Annotated in this window: 20 protein-coding genes and 1 pseudogene; 17 read left to right on the plus strand and 4 right to left on the minus strand. The window is 60.2% G+C overall.

Annotation, left to right across the window (positions count from 1 at the left end; all coding sequences use genetic code 11):
- Positions 1-112: 112 nt before the first annotated feature.
- The gene (locus JKP78_RS24760) at positions 113-1,009 is read right to left on the minus strand and encodes a LysR family transcriptional regulator (protein WP_186690695.1); all 897 of its coding nucleotides are present in this window, start codon (positions 1,007-1,009) and stop codon (positions 113-115) included.
- 143 nt (positions 1,010-1,152) lie between these two features.
- On the opposite strand from JKP78_RS24760, the gene JKP78_RS24765 reads away from it, so the two are divergent.
- From JKP78_RS24765 to JKP78_RS24795, 7 genes are all read left to right on the plus strand, one after another.
- Positions 1,153-1,716 carry a hypothetical protein gene (locus JKP78_RS24765; RefSeq protein WP_186677038.1) on the plus strand — a complete coding sequence of 188 codons (564 nt, stop codon included), beginning with the start codon at positions 1,153-1,155 and terminating at the stop codon, positions 1,714-1,716.
- A complete protein-coding gene (locus JKP78_RS24770) occupies positions 1,713-3,146 on the plus strand; it encodes an MFS transporter (RefSeq protein WP_200628011.1) in 1,434 nt (477 codons plus the stop codon). Before JKP78_RS24765 ends, JKP78_RS24770 begins: the two co-directional genes overlap by 4 nt.
- Before the next feature lie 308 nt (positions 3,147-3,454).
- A complete protein-coding gene (locus JKP78_RS24775; RefSeq protein ID WP_186690689.1) occupies positions 3,455-4,030 on the plus strand; it encodes an NAD(P)H-dependent oxidoreductase in 576 nt (191 codons plus the stop codon).
- A gap of 72 nt (positions 4,031-4,102) precedes the next feature.
- Positions 4,103-4,477 (plus strand): MerR family transcriptional regulator, encoded by a 375-nt coding sequence (locus JKP78_RS24780; protein WP_200628012.1) that lies wholly within the window; start codon positions 4,103-4,105, stop codon positions 4,475-4,477.
- Positions 4,478-4,803: 326 nt separating this feature from the next.
- Positions 4,804-5,397 (plus strand): GNAT family N-acetyltransferase, encoded by a 594-nt coding sequence (locus JKP78_RS24785; protein ID WP_234454722.1) that lies wholly within the window; start codon positions 4,804-4,806, stop codon positions 5,395-5,397.
- Complete coding sequence (locus JKP78_RS24790) at positions 5,394-5,753, plus strand: cupin domain-containing protein (protein WP_200628015.1); 360 nt, start codon at positions 5,394-5,396, stop codon at positions 5,751-5,753. Before JKP78_RS24785 ends, JKP78_RS24790 begins: the two co-directional genes overlap by 4 nt.
- A gap of 399 nt (positions 5,754-6,152) precedes the next feature.
- A complete protein-coding gene (locus tag JKP78_RS24795) occupies positions 6,153-6,884 on the plus strand; it encodes a hypothetical protein (protein ID WP_186690685.1) in 732 nt (243 codons plus the stop codon).
- Positions 6,885-6,992: 108 nt separating this feature from the next.
- On the opposite strand, the gene JKP78_RS24800 is transcribed toward JKP78_RS24795, so the two are convergent.
- Entirely contained in the window at positions 6,993-7,892 is a 900-nt protein-coding gene (locus tag JKP78_RS24800) for a LysR substrate-binding domain-containing protein (protein WP_186690683.1), read from the minus strand.
- A 102-nt stretch (positions 7,893-7,994) separates the two neighbouring features.
- Between JKP78_RS24800 and JKP78_RS24805 the strand changes: the two genes are divergently transcribed.
- The 9 genes from JKP78_RS24805 (at position 7,995) to JKP78_RS25555 (ending at position 17,240) form a co-directional block, all read left to right on the plus strand.
- The gene (locus JKP78_RS24805; protein WP_200628016.1) at positions 7,995-9,179 is read left to right on the plus strand and encodes an MFS transporter; all 1,185 of its coding nucleotides are present in this window, start codon (positions 7,995-7,997) and stop codon (positions 9,177-9,179) included.
- Between the two features lie 367 nt (positions 9,180-9,546).
- On the plus strand, positions 9,547-10,458 hold the full coding sequence (aepX, locus tag JKP78_RS24810; RefSeq protein WP_200628017.1) for a phosphoenolpyruvate mutase: 912 nt from the start codon (positions 9,547-9,549) through the stop codon (positions 10,456-10,458).
- Positions 10,458-11,657 carry a pyridoxal phosphate-dependent aminotransferase gene (locus tag JKP78_RS24815; protein ID WP_200628018.1) on the plus strand — a complete coding sequence of 400 codons (1,200 nt, stop codon included), beginning with the start codon at positions 10,458-10,460 and terminating at the stop codon, positions 11,655-11,657. Before aepX ends, JKP78_RS24815 begins: the two co-directional genes overlap by 1 nt.
- A gap of 13 nt (positions 11,658-11,670) precedes the next feature.
- On the plus strand, positions 11,671-12,456 hold the full coding sequence (locus JKP78_RS24820) for a phosphocholine cytidylyltransferase family protein (protein WP_200628019.1): 786 nt from the start codon (positions 11,671-11,673) through the stop codon (positions 12,454-12,456).
- Positions 12,457-12,464: 8 nt separating this feature from the next.
- Positions 12,465-13,157 carry a YidC/Oxa1 family membrane protein insertase gene (locus JKP78_RS24825; RefSeq protein WP_170029506.1) on the plus strand — a complete coding sequence of 231 codons (693 nt, stop codon included), beginning with the start codon at positions 12,465-12,467 and terminating at the stop codon, positions 13,155-13,157.
- Entirely contained in the window at positions 13,150-14,994 is a 1,845-nt protein-coding gene (locus JKP78_RS24830; RefSeq protein WP_200628020.1) for a sulfatase-like hydrolase/transferase, read from the plus strand. Before JKP78_RS24825 ends, JKP78_RS24830 begins: the two co-directional genes overlap by 8 nt.
- The gene (locus tag JKP78_RS24835) at positions 14,991-16,295 is read left to right on the plus strand and encodes a CDP-glycerol glycerophosphotransferase family protein (protein WP_170029508.1); all 1,305 of its coding nucleotides are present in this window, start codon (positions 14,991-14,993) and stop codon (positions 16,293-16,295) included. Before JKP78_RS24830 ends, JKP78_RS24835 begins: the two co-directional genes overlap by 4 nt.
- A 2-nt stretch (positions 16,296-16,297) precedes the next feature.
- Positions 16,298-16,936 (plus strand): site-2 protease family protein, encoded by a 639-nt coding sequence (locus tag JKP78_RS24840; RefSeq protein ID WP_170029509.1) that lies wholly within the window; start codon positions 16,298-16,300, stop codon positions 16,934-16,936.
- A 25-nt stretch (positions 16,937-16,961) separates the two neighbouring features.
- Positions 16,962-17,240, plus strand: coding sequence for a helix-turn-helix domain-containing protein (locus JKP78_RS25555; RefSeq protein ID WP_186690663.1), 279 nt, complete (start codon positions 16,962-16,964; stop codon positions 17,238-17,240).
- Positions 17,241-17,546: 306 nt separating this feature from the next.
- Here the strand turns inward: JKP78_RS25555 and JKP78_RS24850 are convergent, their stop codons facing one another.
- Both JKP78_RS24850 and JKP78_RS24855 read right to left on the minus strand, forming a co-directional pair.
- The gene (locus JKP78_RS24850) at positions 17,547-18,125 is read right to left on the minus strand and encodes a hypothetical protein (protein WP_200628023.1); all 579 of its coding nucleotides are present in this window, start codon (positions 18,123-18,125) and stop codon (positions 17,547-17,549) included.
- A 10-nt stretch (positions 18,126-18,135) separates the two neighbouring features.
- Positions 18,136-18,573 carry a DUF3592 domain-containing protein gene (locus tag JKP78_RS24855; protein WP_170029512.1) on the minus strand — a complete coding sequence of 146 codons (438 nt, stop codon included), beginning with the start codon at positions 18,571-18,573 and terminating at the stop codon, positions 18,136-18,138.
- Between the two features lie 765 nt (positions 18,574-19,338).
- On the opposite strand from JKP78_RS24855, the pseudogene JKP78_RS24860 reads away from it, so the two are divergent.
- Positions 19,339-19,405, plus strand: a pseudogene (locus JKP78_RS24860) (Hcp family type VI secretion system effector); the annotation flags it as partial.

Raw genomic sequence — 19,405 nt, forward strand, 5'->3', positions numbered from 1 at the left:
TTCTGGTCGTTAGCTGTCCTTCGTGGAGGACAGCAATCGGCCAAAAGCGGACTGATTACCGGCAAGTTGAGCAAACATCACTAAATATGTAGAGGTTCACAGAGCACCGAACCTATTCACCTTTCTTGCAAACGTGCAGGATCAGATCTCTCAGCCATCGATGAGCGGGATCTGCACTGAATCGTGGATGCCAAAGCAATGAAACGGTGAACTCCGGCATATGGAATGGAAGCGGGAAGCTATACATACCGTCGCGCAAACTCGCGGTATGGCGCTCTGGCACGGTTGCGATGAGGTCTGAGCCCCGAGCCAATCCTAACGCGGTCGAAAAGCCACCGACTATCGTTACTACTCTTCGTTGCAGCCCGAGCAACAGCAGCGCGTCATCCAAGGGACCTTTTTCCAACCCTTCTCGTGATACGGAGATATGCATGCCAGCCGCATACTTTTCCGAAGTGATTGTGCCGCGGCTCAGTGGATGCGTGTCGCGTACCACGCCAATGTAATTGTCCCTGAACAAAGCCTGGCCTCTGAGCTCGGGGGCAGAGGCCAGATCTATGACGCCGGTTTCTAGATCCACGATTCCATCGCGTAATGGTTTACTGTCTTTGTCCGGCTTCTGCATAAAGAACAGTCTTACTCCAGGTGCCTTTTGCGCAACATGTGCGATAAGTGCCGGACCAAAATTCTCAGCAAACCCCTCACTGGTCCTGACTGCGAAGGTCCGCTCCAGTGTTTCGAGGTCAAGGAGCTCCGCTGGCCGCAAAGCTTCCTGTGCATCACGCACAAGCTGAGCGACATGCTCACGCAGCTCGATCGCCCTGGGAGTTGGCACGAGCTCTCGTCCCGCCCTGACTAAAAGCGGATCTCCAGTGGTTTCTCTAAGCCGCGCAAGTGCCCGGCTCATGGCTGAGGGACTGAGGCGTAGGCGTTTGGCTGCACGCGTGACACTGCCTTCAGCAAGAACTGCGTCGAGGGTAATGAGCAGATTGAGGTCTGGATTTGACATAGCCTCATCTTAGCCCAATCCGCTGACATATAGCGTCCGGCGCAACTATAAAGTGCAATTATTGCGCCTTCCGCCATACGTATACGCTGAATACAGTTCTCTCCATCGGCACAACCGTACCGAACTGAATGAGGAGAGAATCTATGAGCTCGTTGAACAGATTTGTTGAGCGTGTCCAGTCAATCTGGGCACCGCTAAGTTCTGCAGTGGTCGCCGGCTGCCAGCAGCAGTTGGATGAGCTCCTGAAGACACCTGCCACCGAGCCCTGGCTGGCTGAACTGCACCAGCAAGCACCGGCTCAACAAGAGATGCACCGAGATCCGGACAACGGATTTGTACTGTTGGCACATACCGAGCCTGAAGGGCTCTACCGGCCGCCTCATGATCACGGTCGGAGCTGGGTCATTTACGCAGTGCAGCAGGGTGAAATAGAAATGGGCACCTATGCCAAGGTTCAGGACTCGGATGGCAAGGTGAAACTGGTGAAGCGCGGATCCACAACGGTGAGCGCCGGTCAAACTCTGGTCTTCTTGCCTGGCGATATCCACGATACGCAGTGCATCAGCGGACCCGCGTTGCTCTTTCGCTTCACCGAGCGAGACTTGAAGAAGGAAGACCAAGAGGCCGGCAAGCTAACAAGGTACGTCAAGCAGGATGGTGATTGGGTCCCGGCTATCCAGTGTACCCCCGGATGGCTGAAGTCATGAAACGCGATCCTGCTCCCGAAACCGGCGTCCGCGCCCCACAACCTGAGCATGCTGCCGCAACGGAGCATGCTTTGGATGCGCGCCTACTGCGACCCGCACCGCGGCACCTCGCTGCCATCGCCTCAGTGCTGGCAGCTCTGGCACTCGTGGTACTCAACACCGCAATAACTAATACGGCTCTGCCAACGATTGCCCAATCGCTGCAAGTGCCTCCAGCGTTATCAATCTGGATCATCACCACTAACCAGGCGGCCCTTTTGACCACGTTGCTGCCCTGTGCGGCACTGGGAGAAAGTCTTGGTTACCGCAAGGTATTTCGCTGGGGCATTGCGATTTTTCTGGCTGGTACGCTGATGTGCGCTCTGGCCCCGACGCTCTCCTGGCTGATTGCTGCGCGGTTGCTCCAGGGGCTGGGAGGTGCGGCAATTATGGCTCTCGCCATTGCACTGTTGCGCCAAGTTGTACCGAGCCATCAGTTAGGCGCGGCGATAGGCTGGAATGCACTTGTTGTTGCTTTGTCATCAGCAGCAGGGCCTGCCTTGGGAGCAGCGATTCTCGGCGTGGTCGCCTGGCCATGGCTGTTTGCTGTTCTGCTCCCTTTCGGGCTCTGGGTAATGCTAGCGGCTGGCGCATTACCGGTAGTGGACGGTACCGCGCGTAAAGCCGATCTGTTGAGCATGGCATTGAATGCCGGAACATTTGCATCACTGGTCATAGCCGCTGGCGTCATCACGGAACACCCTGTGCTGGCTGTAGCATTACTGACTATTTCTGCTATTCAGCTGGGGCTATTGGTAAAGCGTGAACGGCAGAAGGAAGCACCACTGATTCCGCTAGATCTACTCAGTTCCAATTCATTCCGTATTTCGGTTATTGCATCCGTGCTTTCCTTTGCCGGGCTAACTGCAGGCTTGGTAGCGCTGCCCTTCTACCTGCAGCACGGCCTCGGACAAGGGGTGCTGGAGACAGGCCTCTATATGATTCCCTGGCCTTTAACAGTCGCCCTGTTCGCTCCGCTAGCGAGCCGCCTAGCAAACCGATGTTCGACTGCCTGGCTCTGCTCCGTGGGTGGAGTTTGTCTTGCCACAGGATTAACAGGGGCTGCACTTTGGCCTCTGCGGGAAAATCTCATCATCCTTGCGCCACTGACCATGCTCTGCGGTCTCGGGTTCAGCCTCTTCAATGTGGCCAACAACCGCAACATGTTCCTCGCGGCGCCAAAGAGTCGGAGTGGTGCGGCTGGGGGCATGCAGGGTACCGCTCGCCTACTCGGGCAAACGGCTGGTGCTGTCATCATGACATTGCTCTTTAACCTGCTTCCCGCCGACTCTGCGCCTCAATTTGCCCTTTGCGCGGGAGCCTCATTGAACTTACTCGCTGCCCTTATAAGCACACTGCAAGGCATGCCTAAAGCATCAGTTTCTAACTAATGCACTGAATCCCAAGACATCGATTTTTATCATTAGCGTGTCATGGATGAAGTTCGACCCGAGACAACCTCATTGCCCATGAGATCGAGTGCGCCCGCGTGGCCCCGATCTCATAGGCGCTACATACCCCAAGGCGAACACATCCGAATCCACGCAAGCCCCAAGGCAAGAGAGTCCGTCACGGGTACGAATTTCTAGCCCTGGCCGCTGGATGTCACGCACTGCAACGGCCTTAAAGCAGCCTGGCCAGTTGACTCTCCCGTTAGGGTCAGGCTTTACCCTGCACGCTTCATGTTCTGGATGAAGTGATGATGAGCAAACGAGTACTAGTGGTGCTGGGGCACCCGTCAGGCGAGAGTTTCTGCGCAGCGCTGACCGAGAGTTATGTCGAAGCGGCCAGAAGTGCCGGCCATGATGTAAGGGTGTTACGGCTTGATGCCTTGAGCTTCGACCCGGTGCTGCGCAGCGGCTACCGGCAAGCGCAGCCACTGGAACCCGACCTGCTCAGGGCCCAGGCTGACATCACCTGGGCCGAGCACCTGGCCTTTATCTACCCCATTTGGTGGGGCGGCATCCCTGCATTGATGAAAGGCTTTTTCGACCGCGTGTTCCTGCCCGGTTTCGCGTTTCAGTACAGGGCGGGCAAGGCCTTCCCCGAACAATTGCTCAAGGGGCGAACAGCGCATCTGCTGGTGACGATGGATACACCGCCGTGGTACTACCGCTGGGTGTATCGCATGCCTGGCCTTCACCAAGTGCGCAAGACCACGTTGCAGTTCTGCGGTATCAGAACGCTGCGTACCCTGATGTTCGGGCCGCTGCTCGGCTCCAGCGCGCGGCGGCGTGGAACCTGGCTCGAACTGGCACGAAGCATCGCCAGCTGACCTGCGGCTATGTGGTTCCCGAACCGCTGGCGCCATGCAATGATGCCCCGCTCCCTTATGAAAAGGACATTCATGTATATCGGCAAAGCCGCCCAACTGTCGGGCACCACGGTCAAGACCATCCGCCACTATGAAGCGATCGGCCTGCTGCCGCCACCCGAGCGCCAGGGGCAGTACCGCGTTTACACTCAGCAGAGTGTCGAGCTGCTGACATTCATCAAATGCGCGCAGCAGTTGGGTTTCAAACTGAAAGAACTGCAGGCGATTCTGCTGACGCATCAGGGTGCTGATTTGCCGTGGGAGTTGGCGGGCAAGGCCATTGCCGACAAGAAACGCGAAGTGCTGGGGCAAATCACTGGGCTGCAACAGATATACGCAGGGCTCGAGGCGTTTGAAGCAAGCCTTGCAGGTGCCAGGTATCAGTGCGGGCTTGAGCGTCTGCCATAAGCAACGAAGCGAGCTGCTGGCTCCGACCTGAATGCGATCGCCGCAGGAGCGGGTTCGACCAAGGATGGGTGGTGCAAACTTGTAAATGACATGGGTTTATTCCCGATTGTGCTGAGGTAGCCACTACCTCCGGCAACTGCACGATCGCTTCCCCAGGCCTCAGCCATTGGACAGCCACGTGCCTTTGAGCATGGGGCAACGTCGCACGCCGTGCTGACGGTGTTCGCCCAGAGCATGATGGGCGCCGTTCAACCCGCCTACGCTGCCACCCTGTCAAAGGCGCAATCCTTGAAAACCAATCACCCGATCCCATGGGAGCACCGTACATGCCTGTCGACTTCAGACCCGCTCAAGCCTCGGACGCGCACGATATAGCGCGCTTCTTTCAACTGACATCGGAAGGCATGGCCGATTACATATGGAGCAAGCTTGCCGCACCTGGAGAAGCATTGCTGAGTGTCGGTGCGTCTCGCTATGCCAGGGAGCAGGGCGACTTTTCTTACAAGAACTGCCTGATGGCCACTTTCGAAGACCGGGTCATCGGCATGATGCACAGCTATGCCTTGCGCGAGACCCCTGACAGGCCGGTCGAGACTGACCCGGTCCTTGCGCCTTATTCCGACATGGAAATACCTGACACCTTGTACATATCCAGCCTGGCCCTGGATGAGGCCTGGCGCAGCCAGGGGCTGGGCGCCCAGCTTCTTCGCCACGCCCAGCAGCGCGCTGATGACGCTGGCCTGGATGGGCTGTGCCTGATCGACTATGCAGAAAACCACGGTGCACGCCGCTTCTACGAACGTCACGGTTTTCAAATCGTCAAAACCTGCCAGATCGTTCCGCACCCGATGCTGGGCGTAACCGGTGAAGCCTATTTGATGTATCGCCCTAACCACAACGTGCTCGAGAAAAAACCATGACCCAGAAACTGACCGTGTTCCGCGAACTCGATATCCAACCGGTGCGCGATCTTCCCTTTTTTGAAGAGATTGTGGAAGGCACCCCTCATACGCTGACGTCCAAGTACTATCACGATGAACAGCAAGGGCGCATTTCCGGAGAGTGGCAAGCCAGCACCGGCGCGTGGCGCATCGACTACAAAGTGTGGGAGTTCTGCCATGTCCTGAGTGGACGCTGCGTCATCGAGCTTGAGGGTTGCGAGCCCATCACACTGGCCGCTGGCGACACGTTCATTATCGAACCGGGCGCCAAGGGCAAATGGACCGTGCTGGAAGACATGAAAAAGAACTTCGTCATCCTGTTGCCCACGAACTAGGCACGGGGTCGCGTTTCAGCGTCTGCCTGAAAACTGCCGGGGCTGCTGCGCAGCCCCTTCGCAACAAGGCCGCACTCACAATCCGCGTATTCCCAAGGGTGGGAAACGCGACGGCGCGCCATTGGTCGTATAGCCGAAGCGCTGGGAATAGTCAGTAGCATCCGAAAAGTAGCAGGCATCCATTTGTCATTGCAGGCATTGTTGCACTATCCATTTGCATGGAAAGAGCGGTCGTTTAATTAGAAAAGATAAATGGCTTTTAGCTGTTTTTCACTAATCGCCAATGATTCTAATCGTGCGATAGCCTTTTTTTACCAGGTGGCTAAGCTCGTTATCGCGCAACGGATATTAAGGATGTACGCGCGCCAATCACGACGGATCTATTAAAGGACTATCCAAATGGAAAGCTTCGCTATCGCCGCATCACAAATCAACTGGAATGGTGGCCAACGCATCACTTTGAATCCAGGGGATACCGCCACCTGCACCACGTTACGCCCGGGCCAGATATACGGGATTTTCCTCTATAACTCGGCGGGGAGCGACAACAATGCCACCGTCAGTGTGGTATGGAGCAATAGCCAGCCTCCGGCACGCATTACCGTGCCAGGCACCACGGCTAATGCAGGGTTGGCCTCGATGGGCTTCGTTTCGGGTACCGACACCCAGACCATTTCGGTCTCCTTACCCAGCAACAGTGGCATGGCCCAGGTCGAACTGTGGTTGGGCAGTACCAGCATGCCGACCAACACCAGCGGTCTTAACAATAACCCCTTGCAGGCCAACGGCGAGCAATATCCGTTCAACAAATACAGTCGCTATTATGCGGTGCCGCCGTCAAAATGGATGAACCTGACCATCGTCAGCAAGATCACCCAGTTTATCTCGTGCCAGTTCCGCGAAGCGGCTGCGACAGTGTTTGTTGTGAATGAAACGTCCAACGGCTTGCTGGCAGGGCAAGTCACCAATATCGGGCCTACCGCTTCGCAACCCGGTGCGGTCAATATTGTGGCAACGCAGATTCAAAGTATCAGTAACAACTTGCAAGGTGACGGTACTCAGTGGGTCTGGATGGACGCTGACAGTCCGCAAGACTCGACCAATGCCAGTATTTCTCTGCAATCACTTTAAACACGCAGTCCGCTGAAATAAAAGAGTCACGCCGAGCGTGACTCTTTTATTTTGCTACAGTCACTTTCCTGATCCGCTGTCGACTCCCGGCGCCAGACCGTTGGTAAATCAGGCGAGGGCACCGCTGTCGTGTTGGAACCGGGAGAACATCCAGTCGATGAACACCTGGGTTTCGGCCACCGCATCCTGCGACACGCCATAGTAATAGCGAGTCAAAGGCAGGCGTAGATGGGGCAGGGGGTTGTACAGGCGGCCGGTAGCCAGGTCCTTGCCCAGCAGCGAGGCCGGGCACAGTGCCACGCCAAGGCCGTCGACGGCCGCTTGCAGCACCAGGTGCATGTGATCGAACTGCAGTGCCGGCTGCTGCCTTGCCTGGCTGACTCCGGCCAGCTTGCACCAGGCCTGCCAATCACCACTGCGTGTCCTGCCCGAGAGCAGGGTATGGCGCAGCACATCCGCTGGCGCCTGAACCGGTATCGCCTGCAGCAGGGAAGGGGCCGCCACCAGCAGCAGGTCATCCTCGAGCAGCACGTTCGGTTCCAGCTCGGCCGCCCAGCCCGAGCTGCCACGGCGCACCACCACATCGAAGGCTTCACGCGATGGATCCGGGGCCAGGGTGCTGGTCACCACCTCCGGTTTGATCTCCGGAAATTGCGCCATGAAATCGGGCAACCGTGGGATCAGCCAGCGCACGGCAAAGGACGGGCGCACATTGATGATCACCTTGCGCGCTGCGCTACTGCCGGTCAGGGCCTGGGTGGCGTTGGCGATTTGCGCCAGGCCCAGGCTGATCTGCTGGTAGTAGGCCTGGCCGGTCGGGGTAAGTACCGACTGCCGATTCCGCCGTTCGAACAGCAGTACGCCCAGGTGCTCTTCAAGCAAGCGGATATGGCGGCTGACGGCGCTGTGGGTGACATGCAGCTCTTCGGCAGCACGGCTGAAGCTTTGATGGCGCGCGGCAGAGGCAAAGGCCCGGACCGCGTTCATGGGGGGGAGGTCGCTGATCATGTGTCTAATTTACTGACATCAGACGCACAATTAAAGCGTTTGTCAGCGGCGCTGCTTCGCGCCACTCTGAACGCCGCTCTACTTGTCTTCTGGTCGTCGTCCATGGGTACCACCACCATCTGCTCAGCTGATCGGGCTTCGCTGCGCGCAGCGTTGATCCTGAGCTTGTGCCTGCCCGGCGACGTCCTGCTCTACCTGTTGCTGCCGATGCAGTACCAGGCGTTCGGCATTACCTTGGGTGAAGCCGGGATCTTGCTGGCGGCCAACCGGCTGGTGCGAATCTTCGGCTACCACTACGTGATGAAAGGCTATGCCCGCTGGGGGGATCGCCCCAGTTCGATGGTGGCGGCCGGCTGCGCCGCCCTGTGTGCATTGGGCTATGCGACGCTCTCCGGGTTCTGGGCGTTGCTGCTGCTACGTCTGCTCTGGGGGCTGGCCTATGCTGCGCTGAACCTGTCGACCCAGGTCATGGCGACTGCACAGGCTGCTGGCGCCGCGCGGCGCAGCGGGCGATCGCGCGCGCTGGTTGCCGTTGGCCCGATGCTGGCGTTGCCGCTGGGGGCACTGCTGAGCCTGGAGCACGGACCCCGGCTGATCTTCCTGGCGATGGTGGCCAGTTCGCTGCTTGGGGCATGGCTGGCCAGGGGACTGCCCGCTGCGGCGCATCCATTGCCTGAGGCGCAGCCCCGCTTCCGGCGGCCGGACAGCGTGGCGATGTGGTCATTCACCGAGGGGGTGACCCTGGATGGCCTGTTCATCATCGGCCTCTCGCTGTTGACGCAGCAGCTGCTGGGGGCGGACGCGGTGCTGGTCGCAGGCGGGTTGCTGGCGGTTCGCTACCTGTCGGAGCTGCTGCTCAGCCCGCTGGGCGGCCTGCTCGCGCAGCGCTGGGGAGCGACGCGCATGCTGGTCGGGTTAGCGCTACTCACCGCCGCAGCGCTGGTGGCATTCGGTTGCCACTGGCTGGTCGCGGGGGGTGGCCTGGTGTTGGTGCTGCGTGCGTTGCAATTGCCACTGGTGGGGCCAGTAGTCGCCGAGCGTAATCCCGGTCAGCAGCGTGTCCGGGCGTTGGCGGCGAATGCAGTGTGGCGCGATATCGGGGCCGGCATCGGCCCCATGTTGGCGGCGGTGGTGCTGCCCTTGATGGCGCCGGTGTGGGTGTACGCGTTGGCTGCGCTGGTCTTGGCGATCAGTGCCTTGGCCTGCGCCCAGCGGCCCGCCGTGCGCCTGCCAATGGTCCAGCCGCCAGCGGCGGATCAACAAGTTGCCGGAGGGGAAGTGCGTTAATTCATATTCGAGGCGTGTGGGCCTGAACAATAACGGGAAAACCTAATGAACATTGGGCCTGGCCGATGGAATCGGTATCTTCGCCTGCACAATAATAAGTAAACGAATCGTGCGTGGGGTGGCGCATAGTTTGTTTCCACTGATTCATCGCTTGTTAATAAGGCTGTAATAATTTGTTGCTTTTGCCCTGTGGCTATGCTTTTTTAAGGTGGCCGCCAGCTGTGCCTGGTGGACATCGCAGTTGACGAACAGGACTTCCCGACTTGTCGGGGGTGTCATCTGTTGCACGATAACAATAGAGGTCAATACATAGGGGCACCGAATGTTTATGTTCGGTGTAATGGCCAACTTTTGCCGGGGGAAAATAATGAGCACTCAAGCAGCCTTCAAGTTTATTTCTGCAGATCGCCGCGCAGCATCACTTAGGAACTTACTGAGCGATAAGCGTTGCCTGCGTTTTCTCGAGGCCCATAACCCGATATCCGCGATTCTTGCCGAACATGCCTCGCAAACGGTCGACGGCCAACTGCGGGTCTATGACGGTTTCTGGTCCAGCTCGTTGACCGACTCTACCGCGCGTGGCAAGCCGGATATCGAAGTGCTGGCGATCAAGGACCGGCTGGCCAACGTCAATGATATCTTCGAAGTTACCAGCAAGCCGCTGATCATGGATGGCGACACCGGTGGCAAGCCCGAGCACTTTGCGTTTGACGTCCGTTCGCTCGAGCGCCTCGGGGTGTCGGCGGTCATCATCGAAGACAAGACCGGCCTGAAGAAGAACTCATTGTTTGGCAATGAAGTCTTCCAGCAACAGGAAACTATCGAAGACTTCTGCAACAAGATTCGCATGGGCAAGCGTGCGCAAATTTCCAGTGACTTCATGATCATTGCGCGCATAGAAAGCCTTATCCTCGATGCCGGTCTTGACGATGCACTGACCCGGGCCGATGCCTATGTCGCAGCGGGTGCCGATGGGGTAATGATTCATAGCCGCCAGGAAACGCCTGACGAAATCTTCGCCTTTGCCCGGACGTTCCGCGAGCGTCATCCAACTGTACCGCTGGTGTGTGTGCCGACCAGTTATTCGAGTATTCCGTTCGAGGCGCTCGAGGCAGAAGGGTTCAATATCGTCATTTATGCCAACCATATGTTGCGCTCCGCCTATATGGCAATGAAACAGGTGGCCGACAATATTCTGTTGTCCGGGCGTACGCTCGAAGTCGAGCCTCGCTGCCTGTCGATCAAGGAAATCCTCGAACTCATTCCGGGTACCAAATAATGACCAGCCCAACTCTGGCCTTGCGCAATGACCTGGTCGTTGCGCCGAGCACTTCGCGCATGCGCGGCATCGCCAACGAACTCAAGGAACGCGGCGAGTCGGTGATCAACTTTGCCGCTGGCGAACTAGACTTCGACACCCTCGACAGCCTCAAACAGGCGGCCATCGAGGCGATCAAAGGTAAATGCAACACCTACACGCCCGCCCTCGGCGAGAAGAAGATCCGCCAACAGCTGGCCGCGCATGTCAGCGAGCAACTGGGCGTGGCCTACGCCTGGAACGAGGTCGGGATGACCGCAGGCGCCAAGCAGGCGCTCTACAATGCGGCGATGGTGCTGATCAACCCGGGCGACGAGGTGATCATTCCGATCCCTTACTGGGTAACCTTCCCGACCCAGATCGAACTGGCGGGTGGCAAGCCGGTGCTGGTCGACACTCGGCCCGAGGGCTACCAGCTGACTGCCGAGCGTGTCGCTGCCGCCATCACCCCGCAGACCCGGGCGATTCTGATCAATACGCCGAACAATCCGACTGGCGCGGTCTACGACAGCGAAGCCCTGCGACGTATCGGTGAACTGGCCATCCGGCACGACTTGTGGATCATCTTCGACGAATGCTATTCACGGCTGATCCGCAACGGCGGCGAGCATCACAGCATCGTCACGCTGATGCCCGAGCTGAAGGAGCGCACGGTCATCGTCAATTCGTTCTCCAAGAGCATGGCGCTGACCGGCTGGCGGCTGGGCTACGTCAGTGCACCGGAGCAGGTGATCAAGGCCATGGAAAACCTGCAGGGCCACACCACCTCGAACCCCAACGTGGTGGCACAGGTGGCGGTGTCCCGGGCACTCGACGACTCGGCAGACTTCATCGCCACCGCCAATGCGATTCTTGACGCGCGCCTGCAGGTCATCCACGAGGCCCTGGCCGGTATCGAGCACCTGCGTGTAGCGCCGGCGATGGGGGCGTTCTATGTGTTCGCCGATATCCAGTGGTTCATCGGCCGGAGTTATGGCGACAAACAGGTGCGCAGCACCGACGAACTGGTCGAGCTGATCCTCGCCGAGGCCAAGGTGGCCGTGGTGTCTGGCGCCGGCTTCGGCGACCCGAGCGGTATCCGTATTTCCTACGCCGTGAGCGACGCTGATGTGGCCACGGGTATGCAACGTCTACGTGAATTCTTCGCCCGGTTCAATTGAGGAGCATCGGCAAATGAGTAAGGAAACCCCTGTTTCGGTGATCATCCTGGCGGCTGGCCTTGGCTCGCGCCTGGAAGACCAGACCCTGGCGAAGAACAAGTGCCTGGTCGAGGTGGCCGGCAAGACCATCATCAGCCGCCTGCTGGAGCAGTTGCAGGCGCACCAGGTCAGCAACGTCATCGTCGGTGTCGGCTACCTCAGCGATGTGCTCGAGAGCTACATCCGCAGCAACCACCCACAGCTCAACAGCACCTTCGTGACCAACCCGATCTATGCCCGTTCAGGTTCGGTGCACTCGTTGAGCCTGTGCCTCGAGGCGGTGCCGGAGGGCCACGATGTGGTGGTGTTCGAGGGCGATGTGGTGGTGGAGGATGCGCTGGTCACCCGTGCCCTGGCTTCGCTGCAAGGGCTCGGCGAGGAAGCCTTCGCCACCGTGCTGGCGCCGTGGTCGAGCGAGCTGAGCGGTACTTTCGCGCTGGTCGAGGGTGGCCGGGTGAGTGCCTGGAAGCATGAGTCCGTGCGCGATGCCGGGTTCCCCCTGCAGGCCTCGTACAAGACCGTGAACATCACCGCGATGACCCACGCCGGGGCTGGGCTGCTGCAGCGCCACATCCGCCAGACGGTAGCCGAAAAGGGCGTCAAGGCGCCCCTGGAGTACGCCATGGACAGCCTGATCGACAGTGGTTACCGCATCGACGCGCTGCTGGTCGGCCAGGAAAAGTGGTTCGAAGTCGACACCGCCGAAGACCTGGATATCGCCAACGATCTGTTCAGCGCCGCGGCGCTGGCCCACGCCTGAGGTGATGCATGTTCGCTGTTCTGCATGACTGGCTGATCCTGCCGATCGCCCACTGTTTCCAGTGGGTGCTGGAGACCAGCTATCAGCGCACCCACGACTTCGGCCTGGCGATCCTGATGCTGAGCCTGGTGTTCAACCTGGTGCTGCTGCCGGCCTACCACTTCGCCGAGAAGGTGCAGGGCCGCGAACGTGCGGCACGGGCGGCGATGCAGGCCAAGCTGGAGGAGTTCAAGCGCTGCTTCACAGGCCAGGAGCGGCACATGATGATTGCCGCCCTGTACCGCCTGCACCACTACCACCCGGTGTTCGCCTTGCGCGGTCTGGTACCGCTGCTGATCCAGGTGCCGGTGTTCATCGCAGCCTATGGCCTGCTCAGTGACTACCCGCCGCTGCAGTACGAGCACTTCATGGGTATCGCCAACCTCGGCGCAGCCGATGGCCTGCTTGGCGGGGTCAACCTGCTGCCCATCGTCATGACCGTGATCAACCTGATGGCGGCCCATGTCTACAGCCGTGACCTGTCTTCCCAGGAACGTCTGCAGACCTGGATCGTGGCGATGCTGTTCTTCGTGCTGCTGTATCCGTCGCCCGCCGGGCTGGTCCTGTACTGGACCTGCAACAACCTTTTTTCCCTGATCAAGAACCTGGTGTATCGAGTGGCCCGTTCCAGCTCGACCCTTCGAAGGACTTCCAATGCCTAATTCGACCAGCCCCGCGCTTGCCCTGCCGGCCAGCGCGGCGGCCAAGGCGGACAAACCGCTCAAATTGTTCGTGCTGTCGTACCTCGCCCTGTACCTGTTGCTGGTACTGGCAGTGCCGCTGGCGCTGACCAGCTTCGAGGACGACGCCACCGGCCTCGAAGGCTACCTGCGCCTGTACGCGACCACCCATGCGCTGATCCTGAGCGCCTATCTGGCGTTGTTGGCGCTGCTCGGCAAGTTGGCCCCGCGCGCGCTGCTCGAGCTGCTGTGCGTGCTCGGCCTGTGGCTGTTGATCGTGGCCGGCGTCTACAGCTTCCTGTTGCCGCTGGACGCCGGGATGATCGACAACTTCAGGTTCTCCGAGCCCCGTGCCATGGCGTTTTCCAGCCAGCGGCTGCTGCTCGACGTGGTAGTGGCCGGCGCGGCGCTGTGGGCCGCCTGGCTGCTGGTGCGCCGGTTTGCCGAGCAGGTCGGCAAGGCGCTGACCCTGTTCGTGCTGATCTGCGGTGCCTACGCACTGTTCAGCGGTGTGACCCTGGCGTCGAAGATCGCGGCGATTCCATTGCCGGCCAACGATGGCAAGCAGACCATCTCGTACTCCAAGACCGAGAAGAACATCGTCGTGCTGATGATCGACGGTTCCATGGCCGGTTACATTCCTCGTCTGCTGGCGCATGACGCGGCGGCGGCAGAGCGCCTGAGCGGTTTCACCTGGTATTCCAACGTGGTGTCCACCGGCAACCGTACTTTCAATGCCCTGCCGGCGGTGTTCGGTGGTTTCGACTACACCGCCGCCAACATCAACAAACACCCGGGAAACAGGCTGGAAGAGAAGGTCGACCAGGCCTACATGCTCTATCCGGACAACTTCGCCGCCAAGGGCTACGGGGTGCGTTACGTCGATCCATTCTGGTACGGCTTCGCCCGCCGTGGCGACTGCAACAAGTTCGTTGCCCGCGGCGCCGGTGACTGCATCCACGTCATCGACACGGTCGGCCGTCAGCAGACCAACGCGCACATGTCGACCAAGCACACCGAATACCTTTGGGGCGTGCTCAAGCAGTACCTTGCGATTTCGCTGTACAAGGCGGCGCCCAACAGCCTCAAGGGGCAGGTGTACGACGGTGGCGACTGGCAGGGCGCCTCGCTGTCCTGGTGGAAGCGCGAGGACAAGTTCCTCGAGAACTATTTCTCGCTGCTGGCGCTGCCGGGCCTTTCGGACACCAACGCACCGGGGCCGACCTTCACCTTCATGGCCAACAACATCACCCGTGCAGTGCTCAAGCTCGACGAGAGCTGCGTGCCGAACAAGCAGTTGGGCACCTCGGCCCAGGAACTGGAGCAGTTGCACAGCCAGGACACGGTGGAAATCTATGACACCTTCTACTGCGCGATGAATGGCGTGACCCGTTACCTGGACTGGTTCAAGCAGCAGGGCATCTACGACAACACCATGTTCGTGCTGGTGTCCGACCATGGCTGGCCATCGCGCAACCCATTGCTCAAGGACGTTGGCGACGCCGAGCGGCAGGAGTTGTACTCGCAGTTCCAGAACCTGCTGATGATCAAGCCGTTCGCGGCCACCGGGGCGCCAAGGGAGAGTCGCGAATTCATCTCCAATGCCAACGTGCCCGGTATCGTTTGCGAGGTGATCGGCGGCTGCGTGGACCGTGCCACCGGCAAGCACATCAGCAACCAGCCGCTCACCGAGCCGGTGCAGCTGTATGAGACCCCGTGGCAGCCCCAGGGGCAGAACGCCGACTCCTACAAGATCCTCAGTACCTATCAGGTCAAGGACGACGTCTCGGTGCCGGGTAACTGGAGCAAGGTGCAATGACCGGGCTGCTGGACCATGCGGTCACTGTTCCCTATATCGGCCTGTACCTCGACCCGGGCACCGGCAGCCTGCTGTTCTCGCTCATAGCCGGCGTGGTCACCACCGCGTTCTATTCGGTCAAGGGCCTTTACTACCGCTTCGGCGGTGGCGGCAAGGGGGTTGCCGCCACCGCCGAGCGTAGCGTGCAGGAAGCCTGGCCGGTGGTCATCTATTCCGAAGGCCGGCAGTACTACGGCACCTTCCGGCCGCTGCTGGCAGCCCTGGCCAAGGCCAGGATCAGGACCTTGTACCTGAGTTCCGACAGCGAAGACCCTGGGCTGCAGGCGTGGAGCGAGGTAACCGGCTGCTATATCGGCAGTGGGCACAAGGCCTGGGCATTGCTGGCGCGCTTGCGCGCCGACCTGTGCATCTCCACCACCCCGGGGCTGGACGTCATGCAGTTCAAGCGCTCGAAACGGGTGCGCCACTACATGCATCTGGTCCACGCACCGACCGACAAGGCGTTCAACCGGCCTTACTCGTTCGACTACTTCGACTCGGTGGTGATCAACGGCCCGCACCAGGAGCGCACGCTGCGCTACCTGGAGCAATTGCGTGGGTTACCGGCCAAGGACCTGATCATGGGTGGCTGCCTGTACTACGACGATCTGCTCGAGCAGTTGCGCAACCAGACCCCCGAACTGGTCAGCCCCGGCCGGACCGTGCTGCTGGCGCCGACCTGGGGGCGCAACGGCCTGCTGCGTCTGCACGGTAGCAAGTTGCTGAGCGCGCTGACCGCCCAGGACATCAACCTGATCATCCGCCCGCATCCGCAGAGCATGGTGTCCGAGCCCGAGCTGATCCAGGGGTTGCAGGCGTTGTTCCCCAATGGCCCGCGGCTGCAATGGGACTTCTCCTCGACACCGTTCAGCGCCATGGCGCGTAGCGACGTGATGGTCTCGGACATTTCGGGGGTGATCTTCGACTACGCCTTCCTGTTCGAACGCCCGGTGATCACCGTCGGCATCGAGCCGGTGCGTGAAGGCACCGAGGCCAGCGACCTGCCGTACGATCCGTGGGAACTGACCGTGCTCGATGACATCGGCCTGCGCCTGAGCGAGGAGCAGATTCCACGCCTGACCGATTACCTGCCACAGGTGCTCGAGGACAGCCGCTACCCGCGCAACATCCGCCACTTGCGTGAGCAGTACGTGGTTAACTTCGGCCATGCCGTCGGCCCCATCCTGAAGGCTATCGAGCCACTGATCGGGCAGGGCGTCAGCGAGCCGTCGGCTGCTGCGCTGTCGCGGCAGGCGGAGTGAGCATGGCCGGGGTGATCGAAAGCCTGGCCATGCTGTGGCCGGCGCTGGTGCTGGCGGTGACTGCGCACGAAGCGGCCCATGCGCTGGTGGCGACGTTGTTCGGTGACCACCTGGCGCGGGACAACGGACGGCTATCGATCAATCCGCTGCGGCATTGCTCGTGGCTGGGTACGGCACTGGTGCCCTGCGCGGCATTTACCCTGAGTACGCTGGCGCACCTGCCGGGTGCATTGGTTGGCTGGGGCAGGGCGGTACCGTTTGGCTCGCCATTGGCCAGCAGCCGCCTGGGCCTGCTATGCACCGCGTTGGCCGGGCCGCTGGCCAACCTGCTGCTGGCCTCGGCCTGCCTGGCGCTACGCCCGCTTGCCGGGCCTGGCGCCTGGCTGGCGTTTCTCGACACCAGCGCCTCGCTCAACGTGCTCCTGGTCGTGGTCAACCTGCTGCCGGTACGTCCGTTGGATGGGGCTACCTGCATCCAGGCGTTGTGCGCGCAACGCTGGCGGTTGCGCCATGAAAGCCTGCAACCGTACCTGCAGGTGCTGGTGGCTGGCTTGTTGTTTACCGGGCTGCTCGGGCAGTACCTGCTGTGGGCGGCCCGCACGCTGTTGAGTTTACTGCCAGGAAACATTTTGCATGGCTAGTTATGAATGTGAACCAGGAGGCTGCATGGCCAGGAAGGCACTCGAATTTCTTTTGTCGGACGAAGACCGAGCGCAACTGCAGAAGATCGCTCGCTCAGGGTTGATGCCTTATCGGAGCGTCACCCGGGCCTCGATCCTGCTGCTGCTGGACAGCGGCATGACGCCGAAGGAGGTCAGCTTGCGCATGAACGTCACCGCGCCGGTGGTGTTCAAGTGGCGCAGTCGCTACTTGGCCAAGGGCGTGGTTGGCCTGGAAGACTTGCCGCGTGGCGGGGTGCCCAGGGCGCTGGCGCTGGCGGGTTGATTCGAGCAATGCCGGGGCCGCTTCGCGGCCAATTGCCGACAAGCGCGGTTCCCACAGCTACAGCGCAGTCCTGAAGGCGGGGGCTATTGCTGTGGGAGCAACTGTGTTGCCAAACATCTGAAGGCTTGGACGATCCCTGAGGGAACAGGCATGCCCTTGACGCGTGCCTGTAGGAGCGGCTTCAGCCGCGATCACCGGCAAAGCCGGTGCCATCCACCGTGTCGCCTGCTTCGCGGATAAATCCGCTCCTACAGTGACCGCCGTACCTGTAGGAGCTGGCTTGGGCAGGTGTCCGTCGGCAATCGCCTAGAACAGCCCGCCGAGGGAAATCGTCGCACCAGCACCAGCCTGTACCCCGACGTTGAGGCCGGCAGACATGATCACGCCCTTGGCCGAGCGCAGCAGGCGCACGGCACTGTCGTGCGGCAGAAGCAGATTGCCAATCGGCGTCAGCGTAGCAGCCGTCATCGCCAACAGCTTGGCGTCCAGGCCGAACAACATTGCCGAGCCGCTGGCGCCACCCAGCAATCCGACCCCGCCTTCAATGAACACGCAAGGGCCTTCGAAATCCTCGCGAACCAGGCCACGGGCAGCGATCGAGTCGGCCACCAGCACCCGGCCGACGGCGGGGAAGTCCTCGCTGGCGCCCGCCGCTCCGACGCTCTTGCCACGCACATGCAAATTGACCTTGCCAAAGCGCGGCAAGCGCGCGCCAAGGCCGACACCGACACCCAGCGACCCGTAGCGAAACTGTTGGTCGACCCCCTGCGGGTCAGTCAGTGTCAGCGCGCCGCCAGCAGCAGCGGCGAAGACAACGGTCAAGCCGCCTCCGCTGGCGGTCTTGTAGCGCCAGTCGCTGACGCTGACGGGTAGAGGAATGTGCATCTGAACATCCTTATACAGGCCGCGCCGTTCGGCGTCGGCGAATCCACGCGGCCAAGTGGTAGCCGCCTCCAGAGGTGAAAACGAGAGCGAACAGGCCGGCCAGCAGGCTCGCCCCCCATAGCGCACCCCGGTCATCGATGATTGCGCTGGCGGCGGGCGCTTCCGGGCGGTACAGCACGCCCACCTGGTCGCCTACCGCGTAGCCGAAGATCAAACCGCTTTCGGGGTAGCTGGTTACCTTGCCGGTGGCGTCGGTGAAGTCGATTTGGGGATGGCTGCCGCCCGCGTTCAGCGCGCTGACAGTGCCTTGGGCGCGTTGCGCCTGAGCCAGAAAGCCCAGCCGGTCGTCAACCAGCCAAAGTGTGAGATAGAGCAGGCACAGGCCCAGGGGAAGGAAAACCAGGGCGCGGAGCAAGTCGCCCCGGGGTGAGTATGGCGTCTTGGCCATGACAGGTTCCTTGCATCGTCCTTGAAACGGCGGCTATTGCAATTAAATTGCGGCGCGCTGTCAAGTGCAGAGCCAGAGGGCATGGCGACCGGCGGGTATCGACGTGTGACGCCGTTCTGGGCTCCTTTAGTGGCAGGGCGGCCCCGTGATGCTGGGCGCGAGACGGACTACCACTCTAACTAGCTACTTCATATTTGCTCATCGTACGAGCCGATTACTTCAGTCGGGAGAGACGATTCTGCATGTGCCAAGCATCCTGATTGGGCAATCAAGCTCACTGTCCGAAGTGAGATGCTGGAGAGCCTTTCCAGCACTGCTTACCTGCTTTAGAGACGCCAATCGAGAATGTGCCTTGGTTTTGTTGGTTTAGATCTTGGAAAACTTTGCTGGGATGCGTCGGTGAGGAGTTCGCAGATTCCCTGCGACCAGCCTGGGGCTTGGCCACCGCCGTCCGTTTGACTCATAAGTCAACTGCGCAAGAAGTTGCGCAGTTGAATGTGGATAAGTATGTGGATAGTTCCTCGCAGGCCTTAGTAGCCGCCGTTTACAGCCAACTGCGCAACTTTTTGCCAGCACTGCGCAAAAAGTTGCGCAACTTTTGGATAGCAGGTAGCTGAAAAACTATCCAAATGAGTGTTCAGCATTTTTAAACTATTGATTTAAAAGGATAAAAAATATCTGGCACGGGGCTTGTATAAGGAGATGTCCCCCGCCTGGCAATTTCCTGCCACCGGGCGACTTTCTCAAGCATGGAGAGCATCACTCATGGCAACTCCCGCCTACATGGCCGTCACCGGCGAAAAACAAGGCCTGATCACCGCTGGCGCGTTCA

This window comes from Pseudomonas sp. LAM2023 (assembly GCF_016620375.1).
Classification (GTDB): domain Bacteria; phylum Pseudomonadota; class Gammaproteobacteria; order Pseudomonadales; family Pseudomonadaceae; genus Aquipseudomonas; species Aquipseudomonas anuradhapurensis.